This is a genomic window from Leucobacter sp. G161 (assembly GCF_001482305.1).
Taxonomy (GTDB): domain Bacteria; phylum Actinomycetota; class Actinomycetes; order Actinomycetales; family Microbacteriaceae; genus Leucobacter.
Window position 1 is genome coordinate 34,148 of sequence record NZ_LOHP01000021.1, and the last position, 19,681, is coordinate 53,828.

Genomic DNA, 19,681 nt, shown 5'->3' on the forward strand with positions numbered 1-19,681 from the left:
GCTGCACGCGCTTCGCCCGCGATCGCGGCGTCCGCGCGCACAGTGCGCTACGAGCCGCTCGCTGCGATGGAGAACCAGGCGCTCGCAGTGAGCGACCGCGACGCCGCGATCCTCAAAGCAAGCCGTATGGGGCTCCTCGAACAGCCGGATCCTGGAAAGAGGTGAGGGGCGCCAGCAACGCCGGCGCCCCTCACCTCATGCGAGCTGTCCTATCCCTGCTGCCGCTCCGCCATCTCGACAACGTTCTTGAGCAGGAGCGCGCGGGTCATCGGGCCGACACCGCCGGGGTTCGGCGAGATCCAGCCGGCGACCTCCGCGACGGCAGGGTCGACGTCGCCGACGACACGGCTCTTGCCGGTCTCGGGATCGACCTTGCGTGAGACACCGACATCGAGCACGATCGCGCCCGGCTTCACGTCTTCTGCGCGCACGATGCCCTCGACGCCAGCGGCGGCGACGATCACGTCGGCCTGGCGCAGCTCCGCTCCGAGATCCACCGTGCCCGTGTGCGTGAGCACGACGGTCGCGTTGTATTCGCGGCGCGTGAGCAGCGGCCCGATCGGGCGGCCGACGGTCACCCCGCGGCCGATCACGACGACCCGCTTACCGGCCCACGAGAGGCCGTTGCGCTCAACGAGCTCGATGACACCACGCGGCGTGCAGGGCAGCGGCGACGTGATCTCGGTGTTCGCGTTCAGCACGAGCCGGCCGAGGTTCGTCGGGTGCAGCCCGTCAGCGTCCTTGTTCGGATCGATGCGCTCGAGGATGCGGTCGGTGTCGATGTGCTTCGGCAGCGGCAGCTGCACGATGTACCCGGTGCAGCTGTCATCGGCATTGAGCTCGTCGAGCACCGCCTCGAGCTCCTCCTGGGTGACAGTCTCGGGCAGCTCGCGCTTGATCGACGCGATGCCAACCTCGGCGCAGTCGCGGTGTTTGCCGGCGACGTACCACTGCGAACCGGGATCCGCCCCGACGAGCACGGTAGCGAGTCCCGGCACGACACCGCGTGCGGCCAGCTCGGCGACGCGCGCCGTGAGTTCCTGTTTGATGGCGGCCGCCGCGGCGGTTCCGTCAAGTTTCTGTGCGGTCATGTGTACTCCTTGAAATTCTTTGGGGACCACAAAGTCAGCCGGGGCGCGGAGGAGACTTCCTCACGCGCCCCGGACAGACTCAGTACCTACTGGTTACCAGTTCTCCAGGCCCGGGTAGAGCGGGAAGGCCTCGGTGAGCTTCGCCACACGAGCGCGCAGCTCGTCGACGTTGCCGGTCTCGGTGAGGGTCAGCGCGATGATGTCGGCGACCTCAGCGAACTCGGTGTCGCCGAAGCCGCGGGTCGCGAGCGCCGGGGTGCCAATACGCAGGCCGCTGGTGACCATCGGCGGGCGCGGGTCCCACGGCACAGCGTTCCGGTTCACAGTGATGTCGACCGCGTGCAGTGCGTCTTCAGCCTGCTTGCCGTCGAGCTTCGAGTTGCGGAGGTCGGCGAGCACGAGGTGCACGTCGGTGCCGCCCGTGAGCACGTCAACGCCGGCTGCCCTCGCGGTATCACTCGTGAGCGCTTCAGCAACAAGCTTCGCGCCCGAGAGGGTGCGCAGCTGGCGCTCCTTGAACTCATCGGAGGCCGCAAGCTTGAACGCGGTCGCCTTCGCGGCAATCACGTGCATGAGCGGGCCACCCTGCTGACCGGGGAACACGGCCGAGTTGATCTTCTTGTGCAGCTCAAGGTCGTTCGTGAGGATGAAGCCCGAACGGGGGCCGCCGATGGTCTTGTGGACGGTCGACGACGTGACATGCGCGTGGGGCACCGGGTTCGGGTGCAGGCCAGCGGCAACAAGACCAGCGAAGTGCGCCATGTCGACCCAGAGGATCGCGCCAACCTCGTCGGCGATCGCACGGAACGCAGCGAAGTCGAGCGTGCGCGGGTAGGCCGACCAGCCGGCGATGATCACCTTCGGCTTGTGCTCGAGAGCCTTCTGGCGCACGACGTCCATGTCGATGAGGAACGTCTCGGGGTCGAGGCCGTAGGAGACGATGTCGTAGAGCTTGCCCGAGAAGTTGAGCTTCATGCCGTGGGTGAGGTGGCCGCCGTGCGCAAGCTCGAGGCCGAGGATCTTGTCGCCGGGCTCAGCAATTGCCGCGAGCACGGCAGCGTTCGCCTGCGCGCCCGAGTGGGGCTGCACGTTCGCGTACGCTGCACCGAAGAGGCTCTTTGCGCGGTCCCGCGCGAGATCCTCAGCGACGTCGACGTACTCGCAGCCGCCGTAGTAACGGCGGCCCGGGTAGCCCTCGGCGTACTTGTTCGTGAGCACGGAGCCCTGCGACTCGAGCACGGCGCGCGGAACGAAGTTCTCGCTCGCGATCATTTCGAGCGTTGCCCGCTGGCGGCCGAGCTCCTGCTTCAGGACCTCAGCGATCTCGGGGTCGACGACCTCAAGTGGCTCGTTGAAGAATGCTGACTGGTTGGACACGATGAGTCTCCCTTGTGTGATGTTTCCAGGATGTGTGGCCCAGGCGAGCGGCCGTTCATAGGTGTCGCTCCCCGATGGTTTCCATCTGCACGCCAGTCACGACGCTGTAATCCTATCAGCGCGCGGCACGGCGCGGCGAGGCACGCCGTGCGCTCACCCGGCGGCAGGCGGGGCGGGGTTGAGCCGCGCGGACACCGCGACGATGAGGGCCCCGAGGAGCCCGGCTGCGGCGAGCGCCAGTGCAGCGTAGAACGTGACATCTTGCGCGATGGGGCCGAGGAACGGCAGCAGCCTTCCGAGCAGCGAATCGAAGGGATCAGGATCGCCGACGCCGCGGCCGGCCAGCACCGCGAGCAGCAACCCGCCCCAGTGCAGCAGGATCCACGAGAGCATCGCCCTCGGCGGCTGACGCGTTTTTCCCGCGCGGGCACGCCAAATGATCCGCGGGGTCCAGCCCGCGCCCGCCAGTACCGGGTACCAAATCGGGAAGTAGATAAAGAGCACGATCGTCTCCCAGCTCGCGCCCGGCATGACGTAGCGCAGTGCCAGGAGGAGCGGCATGATCCAGACGAGTGGCGTCCAGGCGCGCCACAGCCACCGTTGCCATCGCGGCGCGAGCTGCGGTGTGGGCACTCCCTGAAGTTCGCTCATGGGTCATGACCTTACCCACTCGGTCCGCCCCGCAATGCTCGGCCAGCAGCCCTCGGCCCGCGTGTGGCCTAGAATTGGCCGGATGAACACGATCGTTGCTGACTCGACCGGCTCCCAGTGGGTACTCACGCTCTCCTGCATCGACGGACCCGGAATTGTGCACGCAATCAGCGGCGCGATCGTCGCGGCCGGCGGCAACATTGCCGAGAGCCAGCAGTTCGCATCAGCGGATACCGGCCGGTTCTTCATGCGCCTGCAGGTTGAGGCGGTCGCGCAGGCAGAGACGTTCGGGGAGCGCTTTCGCAGCTCACTCACGTCGGTGACCGAGCGCTACAACATGAGCTGGCGACTCGATCAGGTGGGGCGCCCCGTGCGCACCCTGCTGCTCGGGTCAACCGCCACGCACTGTGTCAACGACCTGCTGTACCGCAAGCGCGCAGGCCAGCTTCCGATCGAGGTGCCGCTTGTGCTCTCGAACCACGAGACGATGCGCGACATTGCCGAGTTCTACGGGGTCGCCTTCGAACACCGTGCGGTCACGAATCCAGACGAGAAGGCGGCGTTCGAGGCACGCGTACTCGAGGCAGTCGAAGAGCACGACATTGAGCTCGTCGTGCTCGCACGCTACATGCAGATCCTCTCTCCCGAGCTCTGCGAGGCGCTCGCTGGCCGCGCGATCAACATTCACCACTCGTTCCTCCCCGGCTTCAAGGGCGCGAACCCCTACAAGCAGGCGCATCAGCGCGGCGTGAAGCTCATCGGTGCAACCGCGCACTTCGTCACCACCGATCTCGACGAGGGCCCGATCATCGAGCAGGACACCACCCGGGTGGATCACTCCTATTCACCCCGCGAACTCGTGCAACTCGGCCAGGACATCGAGTCGCGCGTGCTCCGGCACGCCGTCGGCTGGTTCGCCGAAAACCGGGTGCTGCAGGACGGCGACCGCACCATCATCTTCCGGTAGTCCGGGACGATCTCGGGCCTACTTCCGCACCACAAGCTGTTCTCCACAGGCCCGCATTTCCGCGAGTATGAGCGAGTTTTTCACAGATGTGTCCGCGGTGCTTCCCTCCCCCACAGCTGCGACATATCGTTGAAAACACCCAACAACCGCAGCCGACGGAAGGAGCGCTCGAATGGAAGAACGAATCAATGCTCACATCACGCCAGAACTCGAGAGCGCCGAGCCTTCCTCCCGCAACACTGCACCGAACGGGTTGACCGCCTAGCCGCAGCTACCGTCGACGGCCCTCGCCGACCCGACGAACTCCAGGTGCCTGGCGCGCAGCCCCACCAGCATCGCGTTGAGGCCGATGTCGAACGCGATGTCGGTGGGCCGGGCCTCCCCCGCACCCGCGCGGGCCGCCGCATACACCGCCCGGAACGTCGGCGCCTCGGGGTCGTCGCCCGGATCAAGCATGTTATCGGGCGCCGTGTGATCCAGCGCGGCCCCGAGAATGAGGCTCTCGACCGCAACCACGGTAACCAGCACCTCCTCCTCAGGCCAGCCAGCGGCCATAAGCCCACTGCACACCACCTCGTACATCTGACTCGTGCGCGTTCCCGTCGCGATCGGCAACACCCCGAGTAGCGCAATCGTCGGCGGATGCGCCGCAAACGCATTCCGGTACGAGCGCGCCCACCGTTCAAGCGCCGCGTCCCACGAGAGCTCAGCGAACCCCGACACATCGATGCGGTCGCTGACGAGCTCGCGGATGCCCGAAATCAGGTCGTCCTGCCCCTGAATGTGGTTGTACAGCGCCGACGGCCTCACGCCGAGCTCTCGCGCAATCTCGCGCAGACTCGCGCCCGATTCGCCTCGCTCGTCGAGCAGCCGGAGCGCGGTCTCGAGGATCAGCCCCCGCGTGAGCACGGCCGTCGTCGGCCGCCCCGATCGTCGAGCCGTCGATCCCTCGTTCACCGCCATGGTGCGCCACTTTCTCTCCGAGCGTTCGATGCGACGACGTTTCCATCGCATCGATTTCTCTCTCAGCCGAGGCTATCGGAGGAAGCCAGCGCCGCCATACTGCGCGTTCGACTCGCGTTCTCAGCCCGGGTAGGCCTACAATAACGAACACTGTTCATTTATGGGGGAGACCTGCACCGGCATCGAGGCCGGAGAAGGAGCGAACATGACACTCACGGTGTTCACTGGAGGAAGCATCGTCCTCGAGGCCGAGCGCGAGGGTCGCACGCACACGAGCGACGCGATTGCGTTCCGTGGCGATCGCGTCGCCGCCCTCGGAGCGGAGGCGATCGCGCTCACCGAGCAGACCGACGCCACCGTCGTCGATCTCGCTGGCGGAACGCTCGTACCCGGTATCGGCGAGGGCCACGCACACCCCGTGCTCGGCGGGCTCGAGGCCGCGGGCCCCAACGTCCGCGCCGCCGCGGATCTTCAGGGCATCATCGACGCAGTGGCCGAGTGGAAGCGCGAGCACCCCGAAGCCGAGTGGATCGTCGGCGCCAGCTACGACGCTACCTTCGCGCCAGGAGGCGTGTTCGACGCGGAGTGGCTCGACGCGGTCACCGGCGACACCCCCACCATCCTTCGTGCGTGGGATTACCACACCGCCTGGGTGAACTCGGCGGCGCTCGCAGCGGGCGGCATCACTGCGGAAACGCCCGATCCGCCGCTCGGCCGCTACGTTCGGCGTGCCGACGGCACCCCCATCGGGACGCTGCAGGAAGCCGCCGCAAACACCTTCATCGCCGACGTCGTACCGGCGTTCGCGCTCGCCGACAGGGTCGCCGCGATCGAGTCGTCGACGCGCGACTACGCCGCGCAGGGCACCACCTGGGTGCAGGATGCCTGGGTCGAGCTCAGCGACGTCGACACCTACCTCGCCGCCGCGCGCGACAACCGACTGCACACCCGAGTGAACCTCGCGTTCCGGGCAGACCCCGCGAACTGGCGCGACCAGGCGGGCAGCTTCGTCGAGCTCCGCAACGAGATCCGCGCGCTCGGGCACGACCGGCTCAGCGCCGAGACCGTGAAGTTCTTCGTTGACGGCGTGATCGAGAGCCGCACGGCCGCCCTCGGCGCCCCGTATGCGGATCGCCCCGACGAGCGCGGGCTCCCCAACTGGGCGGAGCAGGAGATCGCCGAGGCCGCGAAGGCATTCGACGCGGCCGGATTCCAGCTCCACATCCACGCGATCGGCGACGACGCGAACCGCATCGCCCTCGACACGATCCAGGCGGTGCACGCGGAGAACCCACCACGCGAGCGCGCGCACGTCATCGCGCACGTCGCGATGCTCGCGCCCGCTGACATCGCGCGGTTCGCGGAGCTCGGCGTCATCGCAAACTTCGAGCCGTACTGGGCGCAGTGCGACGCGGTCATGCGCGACCTCACGATCCCGCACATCGGCCACGACCGCGAGGGCTGGCAATACCTCATCGGCTCGGTGCTCCGCTCCGGCGCAACCGTGTCGTTCGGCAGCGACTGGCCCGTCACGACCAAGGACTGGCGGCCCGCATTCGCGACGGCCGTCACCCGCCACAGCCACCTCGAGCCCGAAGCAGAGTCCTGGCTCCCCGACGAGCGCGTGAGCGCAGGCGCAGCACTCTCCGCCTACACGCTCGCCACCGCCCAACAGGCTCTGGCACCCGAACGCGGCGCCCTCAACGTCGGCATGATCGCCGACGCCGTCTGGCTCGCCGCCGATCCACTCACTGTCGACCCGACCGCCGTCCCCGAGATCGAGGTCCTCGGGACCTGGCTCGCCGGCGAGCGCACACACTAGTCCCACTCCCCCACCCGACCTACTGATTCAAAGGAGAATCGTGTCGAACACACCCACCCCTGCCACTAGCGCGGCGCAACCGCACATGCGGCGAGCGCTCGGACTCACCGGCCTCACGTTCTTCGGCGTGACCTACATGACCGTGATCACGGTGTTCACGACCTACGGCATCGTGAACCAGGTCACCGGGGGCAAGCTCCCCGCCGCATACATCGTGGCGGTCGTCACGATGCTGTTCACCGCGGCGAGCTACGCGGCGATGGTGCGGAAGTACCCCGTCGCCGGCTCTGCGTACACGTACGCGCAGCAGTCGTTCGGCGGTGGCCCTGGCTTCCTCACCGGCTGGGTGATGCTGCTCGACTACCTGTTCATTCCGATGATCAACTTCATGCTCATCGGCATCTACCTGAACACGCAATTCCCCGCGATCCCGGTCTGGGTGTTCACGCTCGCCGCGCTGCTGCTCGTGCTGCTCTTCAACGTGCTCGGCATCACGCTCGTGAACAAGCTGAACATGGCAATCATCGCGCTGTCCGTGGTGCTCGTCATCGTGTTCGTCGCGCTCGCGTTCAAGCAGTACCTGGGCGGCGACCAGTCGGTCGGCATCATCGAGCCCTTCACCTTCGGTGAGGGCGGCATCGGTGCGATCGCATCGGGCGCCGCGATCCTCGCCCTCTCGCTCCTCGGCTTCGACGCGGTTTCGACGTTGTCCGAGGAGGCGAAGAATCCGCGCCGCGACATCCCGCGCGCAATCATGCTGTCGACCCTCGTCGGCGGGTTCTTCTTCATCCTCGTTGCGTGGGCTGGCGCGCTCGCATTCAACCCGGACTGGTCGTCACTGAGCGACGCACAGATCGAGGCCGCAGGCACGACCGTGCTCGACTCATTTGGTGCGAGCTGGTTCACGTCGCTCTTCGTCGCCGTCTACGTCGTCGGCGCCTTCGGGTCGGGCATGACCGGCCAGGTGTCGGTCTCGCGCATCCTCTACGCGATGGGCCGCGACGGGATGCTCCCGAAGCCGCTCTCGAAGCTGCACCGCCGTTTCGGCACCCCGATCGTCGCTGCGGTCGTCGTCTCGGTGTTTGCGCTCTCGGCGCTGTTTGTCCCGTTCGATACGGTCGCGTTTATGATCAGCTTCGGTGCGCTCGCCGCGTTCGCGATGGTGAACCTCTCGGTGATCCGCACCTACCTGTTCCCGAAGGGCGGCCGCGCGCGGCCGGCGACGTTCGGTGAGATCCTCCGGTACGGCGTCGCGCCGGCCATCGGCTTCGGGCTGACGATCTGGCTGTGGACATCGCTCGAGCCAGTCACCTGGCTCGTGGGCCTCGTCTGGCTCGTGCTCGGCGTGGGCGTCATCGCGATCGTCACGCGCGGTTTCCGCAGGCCCGTCCCGAAGATGGACTTCTCGGAGGGGGATCCGACGACGCAGCAGATCGACGCCCTTGGCGACGAATTCCCCCTCGAGGGCGAGCGCGGCTAGCTGCCACCCGGGCCAGGAACGCCGGCGCCGTGCAAGCTACCGCAGGTGCTGCACGTCGCCGGCGTTCACTGTGAGGGTGCCGCCGGTCGGCAGATCCACCACGAGTGCGCCGTCATCGGCGAGCTTGCGCGCACGCCCGTCGACGATCTTGTCGCCCGGGAGGTGCACGCGCACCTCCGTGCCGAGGGTGAGGGAATGCCTCGCCGCGCGGATCCGGATCGCATCGGGCTCGCGCGCCGCGAGCTCCGTGAGCCGCAACAGCTCGGCCGTCACCGCTAAGACAACCCGATCTGCGAGCTCCGCGCCGAGCGGATCAGCGAAGCTCTCCGCGCCACCAACGTCAGCCCCGGCCGCGAGCAGCGAGGTCGCGCGGTCAGTCGGTAGCTCCCACTCGGGCAGCAGCAGATTCATGCCCATCCCGACGATCGCGCTGCCGTCGGGCAACAGCTCGCAGAGGATCCCGCAGAGCTTCTTGCCCGGTCGACCCGCGAGCGAGTCATCCTCGTCGCGCACGTGCACGTCGTTCGGCCACTTCATTCCGACCCGCAGCGGCTCGACCTCGTCGCGTGCCGCTGCAGCGGCGAACAGCGGCTGGAATGCCGCGTTGACGGCAGACCCCGCAATGAACGGCAGCCAGCCCGGCCCGAGCTCGCCCCACTCGGGGGTGGAGCCACCACCCGCGCCGTACCCGCGCACGAGCACAGACACCGCGAGCGCCCGGCCCGGCAGCACCTCCCAACCGCGCGAAAGCCTGCCGCGGCCCGCGGTCTGATTGTCGGTGAGCAGCACGGTACCGTGCGGGAGTGGTTCGCCCGCGCGATCCGCGGCAGCCGCGAGCTCGCGCAGCTCGGCATTCGTCGATGGCGACTCGGCGCGCCACTCGACGCGGGGCTGCTGGGCGCGGGTAAGCCTGAAATCCATGCTCTCGAGCTTATGCCCGCAACCCCGCCTTGTGGGTTTCGGCCAAGGATCCGCAATTCAGTTGGAGGAGTTCTTTAAGGAAGGCGGGGGTACGCGCGCTAGGCTAATCTCGTGACCTCAGAGAACGACACCGCTCCCGAGTACCTCGCAACGACGGCAGGCCGCATCGCGGACCATCGCCTGAAGTACCAAGAGGCAGTCGGCGATCGCGACGCAGCAGCAGCAGCCAAGCAGCACCCGCGCGGCAAAATGACCGCACGCGAGCGCATCGCCTCGCTGCTCGACCCCGGTTCCTTCGTCGAGTTCGACAAGTACGTGAAGCACCGCGCCACCGCCTTCGGCATGGACGCGAACAAGCCCTTCGGCGACGCAGTCGTCACCGGCGCTGGCACGATCCACGGCCGCCAGGTCGTCGTCTACTCGCAGGACTTCACGACCTTCGGTGGCTCGCTCGGCGAGGCAGCCGGCGACAAGATCGTCAAGGCGATGGACTTCGCAATGAAGACCGGCGCGCCCATCATCGGCATGCTCGACTCGGGCGGCGCGCGCATCCAGGAGGGCGTCTTCTCGCTCTCGCAGTACGCGAAGATCTTCAAGCGCAACACGATGTCCTCGGGCGTCATCCCGCAGATCTCGATCGTCATGGGCCCGTCGGCGGGCGGCGCGGTCTACTCGCCAGCGCTCACCGACTTCGTCATCATGGTCGACAAGACGAGCAACATGTTCGTCACCGGCCCCGACGTCATCAAGACGGTCACCGGCGAAGAGGTCGGCTTCGAGGAGCTCGGCGGCGCGCTCACCCACAACAAGACGAGCGGCGTCTCCCACTACCTCGCAAGCGACGAGCTCGATGCGCTCGACTACGCGCGCACGCTCATCAGCTTCCTCCCCGACAACAACCTCGCTGAGGCACCGATCTACGACAGCGACACCGCCTACGAGATCACCGAGGCCGATCGTCGCCTGAACACGATCATCCCCGACAGCCAGAACCAGCCGTACGACATGAAGGTCGTCATCGAGGCGATCCTCGACGGCGGCGACTTCCTCGAAGTGCAGCCGCTGTTCGCCCCGAACATCCTCATCGGTTTCGGCCGCGTCGAGGGCCGCACCGTCGGCATCGTCGCGAACCAGCCGAACCAGATGGCAGGCACCCTGAACATTGACGCGAGCGAAAAGGCCGCACGCTTCGTGCGCTTCTGCGATGCGTTCTCGATCCCGATCCTCACCCTCGTCGACGTGCCAGGCTACCTCCCCGGCACCGAGCAGGAGTACCAGGGCGTGATCCGCCGCGGTGCGAAGCTCCTCTTCGCGTACGCCGAAGCCACCGTGCCGCTCGTCACCATCATTACCCGCAAGGCCTACGGCGGCGCGTACATCGTGATGGGTTCGAAGGAGATGGGCGCCGACTTCAACATCGCGTGGCCCACCGCCGAGATCGCCGTTATGGGCGGCGCCGGCGCCGTGAACATCCTGTACCGCAAGGAGCTCGCTGCCGCTGAGGCAGCCGGCGAGGACGTCGAAGCACTGCGCGCGAAGCTCACCGCGAAGTACACGGCAGACGTCACCAGCCCGTTCCTCGCAGCCGAGCGCGGCGAAATCGACAATGTCCTCGAGCCAGCAGGCACCCGCCTCGCGGTCATCAAGGCGCTCCGCGGCCTCCGCGGCAAGCGCGACGAGCTGCCCGCGAAGAAGCACGGCAACATCCCGCTATGAGTCCAGATACCGCTCTCTCCGAATCCGCGGCACCCGTGGCGACTTCCGCCGCGGCGCTCGCCGATGAGTTCGATGCCACCACGGGCGATCTTCCGCCCGACGCGGCAGCCCGCGATGCCGCCAAGCGCGAGGACGCAGGCGACGTTGACGATGCGATCCGCGGCGACGACATCACGTTCGTCACCCGCGGGGTGAGCGACGAAGAGCGTGCCGCCGTCATCGCGGTGCTCACCGAAGCTCGCGCCGAGGAATCACGTCAGGTGAAGCGGGTCGCCAGGCGCGACCGCGAGCCCTGGGCACGGTCGCAGCGCGTCCCCGATGGCTTCGCCGACCTCCTCATCGACGGCTAAGCGCCTAAGCTGGGGGAATGGCACGTACTGCAGCGGAAGCCCGACAGCAACTCAAAGACGCGGTGGATCGCGGATTCGAGATCGAATTCACCCCGCCCTTCCCAGCGACTGACGGGGAGCTGCGGCGCTCAGCCGTGCTGATCCTCTTCGGCGCGCTCGATCAGGTGCCGGCAGACTCTTCGGCCGGGCAGCCCGTACCAGCCGACCTCGACATTCTGCTCACCCGTCGCGCGAACCGGATGCGGCACCATGCCGGACAGATCGCGTTCCCCGGCGGCGGCGTCGAAGAGGAAGACGCCGACATCACCGTCACGGCGCTGCGCGAGGCTGAGGAAGAGACCGGGCTCGACGCGTCAGGCGTAGAGGTGCTCGGCACACTGCCCGAGATCCATGTCCCCGTGAGCCGAAACCTCGTGACCCCCGTGATCGGCTGGTGGCAGCGCCCGAGCGAGGTTGCCGCGGATCACACGGAATCCGTCGAGGTGTTCCGGGTGCCGGTCGCCGAGATGCTGGATCCTGCAGCACGCGGCCACTCAGTGCTGCGACGCGAGGGCTTCACGCACCGCGGTGCGGCATTCCAGCTGCAGGAGCGGTTCGGCGGTCACGTCGTCTGGGGGTTCACCGGCATGCTGCTGTCGAGCATCTATGACGGCGTCGGCTGGTCGGTGCCGTGGCAGCCGGGCACCGACTACGAGGTCGCAGGCTAACCCTTCTCCCCGGCGCTCGCGCGGCCCCGCCCACTCCCACTCCCAGCCTCACTCCAGGCCCACACTCCCAGTCTCACTCCTTGCCCCCACCGCACACCGCTGACTAGCCATTACCTCAGCGAAGTCAGGAGTGATAGACCGCAAAACAGCCATGACCTCGCTGAGGTAATGGCAACTGAGCGGAGGAAGCAGGCTGCAGGCAGTCTGCAGCCCGCCAGGCGCTACGCCCGGGTGAGCAGGTCGAAGGCCGCTACCGCCTGCTGGTCGGTGAACGAGGAGACATAGTCGAGGATCGCCCGGGCGCGACCCCTGCGGTGGATCCCAGTTCCCGTGATGTCGCCCTGCAGCAACTCCGGGCGTTCCTGCGACAGCTCAAACAGCCGCTCGGTCGACTCATCGACCCATTCGAGCAGCCGCCGAGGTGCCCGCCCCGCATCGGAGGGATCCGACAGCCACGCGTCGAAGCCGAGTACGAGCTCCTCGACGACCCGCGCCTGTCCGCGCTGCGAGTGCGCGAGATCGGGCGTCTCAAGCACAAAGCTCGAGTGCACAAACTTCAGCACCGCAACCTCGTGCCAGGCACGCTGATTTAGGCGCACGTGACCGCCGCGCATGTGCGGATTCGCTTCGACGACAATCGCTGAGCGGAGACGCTCGATCCAGCGCCTGGTGAACCCGGATACGGCCCGCTCGCTCGCGATCCCGCCATCGTAGGGTGTCGAGAGTAGTCCGTCCGCGAGTTCGTCACTCACACGCTGCACGGCCGCGCGGAAGGCGCCGCGGTCTGCAATCCAACCGTCCTTGCTATTCATGCTGCGCCACCGCAGTTCGAGGGACCGGCCCGGCCTGCGCCACTCAGCGCCGATGGCCTCGAGCGGCTCGCTGGCCAGCAGTGAATCCTCGGTGAGCCAGGTTTGCAGTTCGGCCGAGACCGCGGCGTGCTGCAGCACGCCGGCCCGCGCGAAGTCGTCGAGGTCGTGCACCGCGTACGCGATGTCATCGGCGACGTCCATGACCGCGCACTCGACAGTCTGCACCCCTTCGCCAATCGCGGGAAACGCGGCGAGCGACGATTCGAGTTCGCCGGCCTCAAGCACGTACGCCGAGAACTTCTCGGCGCCCTTGACGGGATCGTTGCCGACACCGCGCGGCCGCTCGGTGACGGGAAGCTCGTCTTCGGTCACGCCGATCCACCGCCCGCGAGTCCACGGATATTTCAGCACCGACGCGCGCACGGCGGCCGTGAGGTTCAGACCGGGGAAGTCGCGGCCGAGGGTATCGAGCGACGTGAGGATGCGGAACGTCTGCGCGTTGCCCTCGAAACCCTCAGCGAGGCCGAGCCGTTCGCGGGCCACCCGGTCGAGGACGCGCTCCCCAAGGTGCCCGAACGGCGGGTGTCCGAGATCGTGTGCGTGTGCCGCGGCCTGCGCGACGATCGTGTCGCAGCCGCCGAGTGCGGCAATGGTGGCGCCCGTCTCGTCATCGCTCACCGCCTCGCCGCGGGCAAAAGCCTCGTGTTGGGCGGCAGCGCCCGCGAGGTTCGCCGCAACGACGCGCGCGACCGCGCTGACCTTGAGCGAGTGGGTGAGCCGGTTGTGCATCACCGGGCCGACACCCGATTGCGGCACAACCTGTGTGACGTCAGAGAGGCGGGCGAAGTACGAAGAGAAGCGGATCCGCTCGAGGTCGATGCGGAACTCTTCGAGGGCGGCTCGCTCGTCGACCCCGCTCGCCGCGCCCGGAACCTCGGGCGCCTCGGCCGCGAGGGCCGCATGCTGGGAGGATTCCTGTTCGGCGTATCGCCTGGTCGCGCGGTTCACGTGGATCGCCTGCTCAGTCATGCCCCTCATTCAATCACTCAGGCACCCGGCAATTAGCATTGAGCTATGACTTTCGCCCCCATCCGTTCCGAACGCCTCGAACTGCGCCTCCTCACCGAGGCTGACAGAGACTGGTTGGTGAGCGTGCACGCGCAGGCCGACGTCGGTCGATTCATTCCCGCTGGCCCCTGGACCGAGGACATCGCCGAGGAGGAGTTCGCCAAGCGGATCTCCCGGCAGGGCTTCGATACCGAGCAGGGAGCGGTCTCGCTCGTCGCAACATACGACGGCACGCCCGTGGCCGACATTGTGAGCTGGTTCACCGATCGGGAGCATCGGGTCGCCGAGATCGGTTGGGCCGGCGACCCCGAGCACGCAGGTCAGGGCTTCGTCACCGAAGCCGCAGCTGCGCTCCTCGACCATCTCTTCAACGACGAACGCATGCACCGCGTGGCCGCACGAATCGACCCACGCAACGAGCCGTCGATGCGCGTCGCCGAGCGGCTCGGGATGCAGCTTGAGGGCCACCTGCGGGCAAACGACTGGATGCGTGGGGAGTGGTGCGACACGCTCGTGTACGGGATGCTCGCGAGCGACCGGAATGTCTGAGGTCGCACCTACACTGTTGGCATGAGCAGCAGCGGTAGTTTCGGCAATCAGACTCGCGGGGAACGCGTCCCGGCAATCGAGCGCGCGACGGGTCGCCCCTGGGATGAATGGCTTGCCGTCTTTACCGTGCACGGGGCCCGCTCGCTGAGCCACACCGAGATCGCGCGGTTGGCGCTGTCGACAATGCCACCCGGAGTCGAGAACGAAGAGTGGTGGGCGCAGGGCGTCGCGATCGCCTTTGAGCAGCATGTCGGCCTCCGCGTGCCCGGCCAGTCGTCGACCGGGTCGTTCCGCGTGAGTGCGAGCCGCACGCTCACCCTCGACCGTGATGCCGCACTCGAGGCATGGGCAACCGCGTACGGGGCGGTCGCCAATCATCTAGGGCACACCGTCACCGATCGCCGCAGTTCCCGCACCGAGAAGCGGTCGTTCTGGCGCTTCAATCTCGCGGGTGCGGGCAAGGTCGAGGTCGCAGCCACCCCGAAGGGCGAGGGGAAGACCACCCTCGCGATCAGCCAAGACGGGCTGCCCGACGGCGAGCAGATTGAGCACTGGCGGGCGCACTGGAAGGCGCAGCTCGCGGCCCTGTAAGGTCCGATCCGGGAGCGGGATCCGAACTCAGGATCCGCGAGCGGGATCCGAACTCAGGATCCGGGAGCGGGGTCCGAACTCAGGATTCGGGCTCGCGCTCGGGCTCGCGTTCGGCCCGCACACAGCTTCCCAACAGCGAGGACAGAAATCATAGATGCACGAACGCCTCGCGACAGCGCGAGAGGTGTCATCGCAGGGGGAACACCGTGAACCAAGCCATCGGAATCGTCTGGAATCCATCGAAGGTTGCGGAGGAAGAGCTGCGGCAGGCGGTTGACGCCGCAGTGACCGATGCTGCGAGCACCGCCGAGGTGCGCTGGTTCGAGACCACAAAGGAAGACCCTGGCCAGGGCGCTACCGCCGCCGCGATCGCTGCCGGCTGCTCGCTCATCGTTGCCGCTGGCGGTGACGGCACCGTTCGCGCGGTCGCTGAAGCGCTCGGCGGTTCCGGCGCCCCGGCAGCAGAGCTCGGGATCCTCCCGCTCGGCACCGGCAACCTTCTCGCGCGCAACCTCGACGTGCCACTCGGCGATATCGAGGCCGCGTTCTCGCGCGTGCTCACGAACAGCGCGCGGCCACTGGATCTCGGATCGGTGCGCCTCTCGTTCGCGGACGGCTCCGAGGAGACGCACAGCTTCGTGGTCATGGTTGGCTTCGGGATCGACGCGCACATGATCGTCGAGACCGACGACGAGCTCAAGGCGAAGGCCGGCTGGCTCGCCTACGTCGAGTCACTCGGCCGCGCGGCGACCGAGACCGAGGTGGTGGAGTTCTCGTTGACGCTCGACGACGGCGAGGCAGCGCCCGAGCAGGCGCACACGCTCCTCATCGCGAACTGCGGCACGATTCAGGGCGGGATGACGCTGGTGCCAGACGCGCAGCCCGACGACGGCGAACTTGACCTGCTCGTGCTCCGCGCAGATGGCGCCAGCGACTGGCTGGACACGATGCGCAACATGGTGTGGGACAACGGCCTGAAGCGGCTCCTCACCGGGGCAGACCGCGCCGAAAGCTCAGAGACCACCGAGCACCTGCGTGCGCGCACCGTGCGCGTCGAGCTCCCGCACCCGCACGCCTTCGAGGTCGACGGCGACGACTTCGAAGACGTCGCCGCATTCGAGGTGCGGATCCTGCCGAGCGCCCTGCGCGTGCGCTAGCGCGGCGTGCGCGGGCCGGGCATCACGCCGCTCGCCCTGACGCTTGGGGCGTCAGCGCACCGCAGCGCCGAGTGCCGCAAGCTGCACGCGCGAGCTCGCACCGCTCTTCGCGTAGAGCGCGCCGACGTGGGTCTTCGCGGTGGTGAGCCCAATGTGCAGGGTGGTGGCGATCTGCTGATTCGTGAGCCCGTCGACGAGCAACGCGAGTACCTCGCGCTCGCGCGGTGTTAGGTCGGCAAGGCCTGCCGCGCCCGCTTCCGCCCCTACTGAGCCGGCAGCGACTCCCCCCGGCGCTGCCCGCTGCGCCTCCGCGAAGCCCGCGATCACTGACCCGGCAATCGCTGGATCGAGCACGTGTCTGTCGGCCGCGACGTGCCGCACCGCGTCGATGAGCTCGCTGCCGCTCGTGGACTTCAGCAGGTAGCCGTGCGCGCCCGCGGCGAGGGCACTCGCGATGAGCTCGCCAGAGTCGAATGTGGTGAGGACGAGCACGCGGGTGGTGGTCTCTGCGGTGATCCGCTCGGTCGCCCAGACCCCGTCAGTGCCGGGCATGCGGAGGTCGACGAGCGCGACGTCCGGGCGTTCGCGATGGCATGCGGCGAGCGCGTCGAAGCCGTTTTCGGCCTCGGCGACGACCTCGATCCCGTCGCCCGCTTGCAGGATCGCCGCGACCCCGCCGCGCACGGCCTCGTGATCGTCAGCGATGAGCACTCTGATCGGAGTGGTCATGTGGTCCCCCTGCCCGTGGCTTCCTGGAGTGGAATTGTCAGTGTCGCGCGCCAGCCCGCATGCGTGTCGCGCGAGTCGAGTGCTCCGCCGAGGCTCGCCAACAGCACGCTCGTTCCTGCGACGCCGAGCCCGCCACTTGGGCGCTCCGCAGCGCTGCCGGTGGCCACGGCGTTCGTGAGCGTCACGCACAGGTCGCGGCCGGCCACCTTCTCCGCGCTGACAGTGAGGTCCCCCACGCCGTGTTGGGCGGCATTGGCAACGAGCTCCTGGAGCACGCGCAGCACAATGGTCGCTCGCGAGGCCTGCGCGGGCGGGAGCACCTCGCTGATGCGGGCCGCGGCCCCGTCCTCCCAGCGGATCGCCCGGCCGGCCGGGAGGAGCTGTCCGAGTTGCTGCAGCGCTTCGGCGACCCGCACCGGTTCCCGCCCGTCAGTCGCATCGACGGCGGTGAGCACGGAGATGAGCCCGCGCAGTTCCCGGTGTGCGCGGTCAGTGCCAAGCTTGGCCCGGTCGAGGCTCTGAGTGAGCGGCCCATGCTCCTGCGCGAGTTTCTCCGACTGCAGCTTCGCGGCCTCGATGTGGAGGCCCGCGACTGCGATCTGGTTCGCGACGAGGTCGTGGAGGTCGTGGGCGATGCGGCTGCGCAGCTCTCGGTTTTCGTCGGCGTGCCGCGCGTCGAGCTCGCTGCGGGTGCGCGCGCGTTCCGCGCGCACGTTCCAGCCCCACAGACCCGAAACCAGCACGATGAGCGCCCACTGCACGAGCATCACCGCTAGGCCGGGGTCACGGGGCACAATTCCAAACAGCGCGATCACGAGCGCGAGGCCGAGGCCACCGGCGACACGGGTGAGGATCCGCACCCCGCGATCACCGCCGTATTTGATCGCCGCGTAGACGAGATCGGTGAATACCAGCACGACCCCGAGGCTCGCCCCCATGAGGGTGTCAACCAGCGTGATGATCGTTCCGAGGGCGAGGCCGAGGAACGGCCGTCGAGTACGCAGGAGCACGAGCGGGGCGATTGCGCCGAGCGTCACGAGGAACGCCCACGGCGGGGCGGGCCATAGCGCGAGGTGCCGCCAGAGGCCGCCGACACCAAACGCCCACAGCGCGACGCCGACGGCGAGCCAGAACAGCGCGATCAGCGCGGTTCGCCGGGCGGGCTGCGCCCGCAGTCTCACCCACCAGTCAGCGTTCATGGTTCCATCCTCCCGTACCGGTGCCCGGCTGGATCTCATTCGAACGGATGAGACAGGCCGACCACTCGGTGGAGCCGCGCGAGCGACGCGGCCGCGAGGCTTGATCCATGAACATCATTGTGGTCGGCATCATTGCCTGCGAGATCGGGTTTTGGGTGATGCTCGGGGGTGGGCTGGGCGCGCGCTACCTGCTGCGACTCAAGCGGCTATCGAGCGTGCTGTTGCTGTGCGTGCCGCTGCTCGATCTGCTGTTGCTCGCCTTCATCACCTGGGATCTCGTGGTGAACGGCGCGACCGCGGACTTCGCGCACGGCCTCGGGGCCGTCTATCTCGGCTTCACCGTCGCGTTCGGGCACCAGATCATTTCGCGCGCAGACGGCTGGTTCGCGCACCGCTTCGCGGGCGGCCCGCCGCCGTTCAAGGCACCGAAATCGGGGCCTGCGCAGGTGCGATACGAATGGGAGCAGTGGGGCAAAATGCTGCTCTGCGCGGTGATCGCGACGGCGGTCATCGGCCTCATCGTTTGGCTCGTCGGCGATTCGAGCCGCACCGAGGCGCTCATCGGCTGGATCGGGAGGGTGTGGCTCGTCACCGGCATCTGGTTCGTGGGCTGGCCCGTGTGGGTGACGCTGTCTGGCGGTGGCAGCGACAGCGGCTGCGCCGACCCAGACCGGCGCAGCGCGGTCGATCAGCAACGCGGCTGAGCCGCCCAGGTTTCTCCCACTGTTTTCAAAGGTTTTTCGGGGCTCGGGCTGGGACAGTAAATGCACCCGCCCGCACCAACGGAAGAGCCCACTATGCAGAAGAGTCACAAGATCCTGCTCGGCGTCGGCGCCGGCGTCCTCGTGCTCGGCACGGTGGGCGCCCTCGCCGGACCCGCCATCTACCGCGACCTCATCGCCCCTCCGGCAGCGGCAGCCCCAACGCTCGGAGAGTCGGCCGCAGCCGCCGACACCGCGGCAGCCGGGCAGCTCGATCCAGCTGCCCTCACCGGCGAGTGGGCGATCAGCGACGGCTCAGAGGCGGGCTACCGCGTCGATGAGGTACTCAACGGCACCGACGTCACCGTGACGGGCCGCACGCCCCAGGTGACGGGCACCTTCACCATCGGTCAGGACGGACTCACGCTCGACGCAGCGGAGCTCGCCGTCGACGTCGCATCGATCACGACCGATAGCGGATCCCGCGACGCCTACTTCCGCGATCAGGCGCTGCGCACAAGCGAGTTCCCCGATGCAACCTTCACCCTCACCGAACCAGTCACGCTCGCCGAAGCACCGGTCTCGGGTGAGACCGTGCAGGCGACGGCGACGGGTGAGCTCACGCTCGCGGGCGTCACCCAGCCCGTCACCGTCGACGTCGAGCTCCGCAGCGACGGCACGACCGCCGAGCTTGCCGGCGCAATCCCCATCACCTTCGCTGACTACGGCGTGACAGCGCCCAGCCTCGGTTTCGTCGCGGTCGAGCCCGACGGGTTCGTTGAGTTCCAGCTCGTCGCGAAGCGGGCGTAACGCGCCGAGCTTCGCGTGCG

General features: G+C 67.9%; 20 protein-coding genes and 1 riboswitch. Of the genes, 12 read left to right on the plus strand and 8 right to left on the minus strand.

Translation table 11 applies throughout. The annotated features are described in order from the left end of the window. Positions 1-42 precede the first annotated feature (42 nt). On the plus strand, positions 43-165 hold the full coding sequence (locus AUL38_RS17860) for a hypothetical protein (RefSeq protein WP_255355589.1): 123 nt from the start codon (positions 43-45) through the stop codon (positions 163-165). Positions 166-209: 44 nt separating this feature from the next. Here the strand turns inward: AUL38_RS17860 and AUL38_RS02715 are convergent, their stop codons facing one another. The 3 genes from AUL38_RS02715 to AUL38_RS02725 all read right to left on the minus strand — a co-directional run bounded on the left by AUL38_RS02715 (position 210) and on the right by AUL38_RS02725 (position 3,119). Next, positions 210-1,091, minus strand: coding sequence for a bifunctional methylenetetrahydrofolate dehydrogenase/methenyltetrahydrofolate cyclohydrolase (locus AUL38_RS02715; RefSeq protein WP_059059099.1), 882 nt, complete (start codon positions 1,089-1,091; stop codon positions 210-212). 93 nt (positions 1,092-1,184) lie between these two features. Beyond that, on the minus strand, positions 1,185-2,468 hold the full coding sequence (gene glyA / locus AUL38_RS02720; RefSeq protein ID WP_059059101.1) for a serine hydroxymethyltransferase: 1,284 nt from the start codon (positions 2,466-2,468) through the stop codon (positions 1,185-1,187). A gap of 30 nt (positions 2,469-2,498) precedes the next feature. Further along, a riboswitch (ZMP/ZTP riboswitch) is annotated at positions 2,499-2,578 on the minus strand. 43 nt (positions 2,579-2,621) lie between these two features. Beyond that, on the minus strand, positions 2,622-3,119 hold the full coding sequence (locus AUL38_RS02725) for a hypothetical protein (RefSeq protein WP_059059103.1): 498 nt from the start codon (positions 3,117-3,119) through the stop codon (positions 2,622-2,624). Positions 3,120-3,201: 82 nt separating this feature from the next. On the opposite strand from AUL38_RS02725, the gene purU reads away from it, so the two are divergent. Next, positions 3,202-4,086, plus strand: a complete 885-nt coding sequence (purU, locus tag AUL38_RS02730) for a formyltetrahydrofolate deformylase (protein ID WP_059059105.1) — start codon at positions 3,202-3,204, stop codon at positions 4,084-4,086. A 261-nt stretch (positions 4,087-4,347) separates the two neighbouring features. Here the strand turns inward: purU and AUL38_RS02735 are convergent, their stop codons facing one another. Next, positions 4,348-5,100 (minus strand): TetR/AcrR family transcriptional regulator, encoded by a 753-nt coding sequence (locus AUL38_RS02735; protein ID WP_201023667.1) that lies wholly within the window; start codon positions 5,098-5,100, stop codon positions 4,348-4,350. A gap of 154 nt (positions 5,101-5,254) precedes the next feature. Here AUL38_RS02735 and AUL38_RS02740 point away from each other — a divergent pair, with 154 nt between their 5' ends. Both AUL38_RS02740 and AUL38_RS02745 read left to right on the plus strand, forming a co-directional pair. Further along, complete coding sequence (locus AUL38_RS02740; protein WP_059059163.1) at positions 5,255-6,871, plus strand: amidohydrolase; 1,617 nt, start codon at positions 5,255-5,257, stop codon at positions 6,869-6,871. An 85-nt stretch (positions 6,872-6,956) separates the two neighbouring features. Next, complete coding sequence (locus AUL38_RS02745; protein ID WP_059059180.1) at positions 6,957-8,351, plus strand: APC family permease; 1,395 nt, start codon at positions 6,957-6,959, stop codon at positions 8,349-8,351. A gap of 36 nt (positions 8,352-8,387) precedes the next feature. Here the strand turns inward: AUL38_RS02745 and AUL38_RS02750 are convergent, their stop codons facing one another. Continuing rightward, entirely contained in the window at positions 8,388-9,272 is an 885-nt protein-coding gene (locus AUL38_RS02750; RefSeq protein WP_059059109.1) for a biotin--[acetyl-CoA-carboxylase] ligase, read from the minus strand. Positions 9,273-9,383: 111 nt separating this feature from the next. Between AUL38_RS02750 and AUL38_RS02755 the strand changes: the two genes are divergently transcribed. Genes AUL38_RS02755 through AUL38_RS02765 form a run of 3 tightly spaced genes read left to right on the plus strand, consistent with a single transcriptional unit; the run spans position 9,384 to position 12,045 of the window. Next, a complete protein-coding gene (locus AUL38_RS02755) occupies positions 9,384-10,988 on the plus strand; it encodes an acyl-CoA carboxylase subunit beta (RefSeq protein WP_059059111.1) in 1,605 nt (534 codons plus the stop codon). Continuing rightward, positions 10,985-11,338: a hypothetical protein gene (locus tag AUL38_RS02760; protein WP_235590577.1), complete on the plus strand. Its 354-nt coding sequence runs from the start codon at positions 10,985-10,987 to the stop codon at positions 11,336-11,338. The genes AUL38_RS02755 and AUL38_RS02760 overlap by 4 nt, the downstream gene beginning before the upstream one ends. A gap of 17 nt (positions 11,339-11,355) precedes the next feature. Next, positions 11,356-12,045, plus strand: a complete 690-nt coding sequence (locus AUL38_RS02765) for a CoA pyrophosphatase (RefSeq protein WP_059059113.1) — start codon at positions 11,356-11,358, stop codon at positions 12,043-12,045. A gap of 221 nt (positions 12,046-12,266) precedes the next feature. Here AUL38_RS02765 and AUL38_RS02770 read toward each other — a convergent pair whose 3' ends face one another. After that, positions 12,267-13,886 carry a deoxyguanosinetriphosphate triphosphohydrolase family protein gene (locus AUL38_RS02770; RefSeq protein WP_059059116.1) on the minus strand — a complete coding sequence of 540 codons (1,620 nt, stop codon included), beginning with the start codon at positions 13,884-13,886 and terminating at the stop codon, positions 12,267-12,269. A 45-nt stretch (positions 13,887-13,931) separates the two neighbouring features. Between AUL38_RS02770 and AUL38_RS02775 the strand changes: the two genes are divergently transcribed. The 3 genes from AUL38_RS02775 (at position 13,932) to AUL38_RS02785 (ending at position 16,222) form a co-directional block, all read left to right on the plus strand. After that, the gene (locus AUL38_RS02775; RefSeq protein ID WP_059059118.1) at positions 13,932-14,474 is read left to right on the plus strand and encodes a GNAT family N-acetyltransferase; all 543 of its coding nucleotides are present in this window, start codon (positions 13,932-13,934) and stop codon (positions 14,472-14,474) included. 21 nt (positions 14,475-14,495) lie between these two features. Continuing rightward, positions 14,496-15,065, plus strand: coding sequence for a hypothetical protein (locus tag AUL38_RS02780; protein WP_059059121.1), 570 nt, complete (start codon positions 14,496-14,498; stop codon positions 15,063-15,065). Positions 15,066-15,271: 206 nt separating this feature from the next. Then, entirely contained in the window at positions 15,272-16,222 is a 951-nt protein-coding gene (locus AUL38_RS02785; protein ID WP_059059124.1) for a diacylglycerol kinase family protein, read from the plus strand. A 51-nt stretch (positions 16,223-16,273) separates the two neighbouring features. On the opposite strand, the gene AUL38_RS02790 is transcribed toward AUL38_RS02785, so the two are convergent. Both AUL38_RS02790 and AUL38_RS02795 read right to left on the minus strand, forming a co-directional pair. Further along, a complete protein-coding gene (locus tag AUL38_RS02790; protein WP_059059125.1) occupies positions 16,274-16,951 on the minus strand; it encodes a response regulator transcription factor in 678 nt (225 codons plus the stop codon). After that, positions 16,948-18,150, minus strand: a complete 1,203-nt coding sequence (locus AUL38_RS02795) for a sensor histidine kinase (RefSeq protein ID WP_059059127.1) — start codon at positions 18,148-18,150, stop codon at positions 16,948-16,950. The genes AUL38_RS02790 and AUL38_RS02795 overlap by 4 nt, the downstream gene beginning before the upstream one ends. Positions 18,151-18,257: 107 nt before the next feature. Between AUL38_RS02795 and AUL38_RS02800 the strand changes: the two genes are divergently transcribed. Together AUL38_RS02800 and AUL38_RS02805 are read left to right on the plus strand one after the other, a co-directional pair. Further along, entirely contained in the window at positions 18,258-18,854 is a 597-nt protein-coding gene (locus AUL38_RS02800; RefSeq protein WP_201023668.1) for a hypothetical protein, read from the plus strand. Positions 18,855-18,947: 93 nt separating this feature from the next. Next, positions 18,948-19,661 (plus strand): YceI family protein, encoded by a 714-nt coding sequence (locus AUL38_RS02805; RefSeq protein WP_059059129.1) that lies wholly within the window; start codon positions 18,948-18,950, stop codon positions 19,659-19,661. The last annotated feature ends 20 nt before the right edge of the window (positions 19,662-19,681 follow it).

Excerpts from the sequence above, each read along its gene's own strand:
- AUL38_RS02715 (WP_059059099.1), bottom strand. The coding sequence starts at position 1,091 with ATGACCGCACAGAAACTTGACGGAACCGCCGCGGCGGCCGCCATCAAA.
- AUL38_RS02725 (WP_059059103.1), bottom strand. The coding sequence starts at position 3,119 with ATGAGCGAACTTCAGGGAGTGCCCACACCGCAGCTCGCGCCGCGATGG.
- purU (WP_059059105.1), top strand. The coding sequence starts at position 3,202 with ATGAACACGATCGTTGCTGACTCGACCGGCTCCCAGTGGGTACTCACG.
- AUL38_RS02735 (WP_201023667.1), bottom strand. The coding sequence starts at position 5,100 with ATGCGATGGAAACGTCGTCGCATCGAACGCTCGGAGAGAAAGTGGCGC.
- AUL38_RS02740 (WP_059059163.1), top strand. The coding sequence starts at position 5,255 with ATGACACTCACGGTGTTCACTGGAGGAAGCATCGTCCTCGAGGCCGAG.
- AUL38_RS02745 (WP_059059180.1), top strand. The coding sequence starts at position 6,957 with ATGCGGCGAGCGCTCGGACTCACCGGCCTCACGTTCTTCGGCGTGACC.
- AUL38_RS02750 (WP_059059109.1), bottom strand. The coding sequence starts at position 9,272 with ATGGATTTCAGGCTTACCCGCGCCCAGCAGCCCCGCGTCGAGTGGCGC.
- AUL38_RS02760 (WP_235590577.1), top strand. The coding sequence starts at position 10,985 with ATGAGTCCAGATACCGCTCTCTCCGAATCCGCGGCACCCGTGGCGACT.
- AUL38_RS02765 (WP_059059113.1), top strand. The coding sequence starts at position 11,356 with ATGGCACGTACTGCAGCGGAAGCCCGACAGCAACTCAAAGACGCGGTG.
- AUL38_RS02770 (WP_059059116.1), bottom strand. The coding sequence starts at position 13,886 with ATGACTGAGCAGGCGATCCACGTGAACCGCGCGACCAGGCGATACGCC.
- AUL38_RS02775 (WP_059059118.1), top strand. The coding sequence starts at position 13,932 with ATGACTTTCGCCCCCATCCGTTCCGAACGCCTCGAACTGCGCCTCCTC.
- AUL38_RS02780 (WP_059059121.1), top strand. The coding sequence starts at position 14,496 with ATGAGCAGCAGCGGTAGTTTCGGCAATCAGACTCGCGGGGAACGCGTC.
- AUL38_RS02790 (WP_059059125.1), bottom strand. The coding sequence starts at position 16,951 with ATGACCACTCCGATCAGAGTGCTCATCGCTGACGATCACGAGGCCGTG.
- AUL38_RS02795 (WP_059059127.1), bottom strand. The coding sequence starts at position 18,150 with ATGAACGCTGACTGGTGGGTGAGACTGCGGGCGCAGCCCGCCCGGCGA.
- AUL38_RS02800 (WP_201023668.1), top strand. The coding sequence starts at position 18,258 with ATGAACATCATTGTGGTCGGCATCATTGCCTGCGAGATCGGGTTTTGG.
- AUL38_RS02805 (WP_059059129.1), top strand. The coding sequence starts at position 18,948 with ATGCAGAAGAGTCACAAGATCCTGCTCGGCGTCGGCGCCGGCGTCCTC.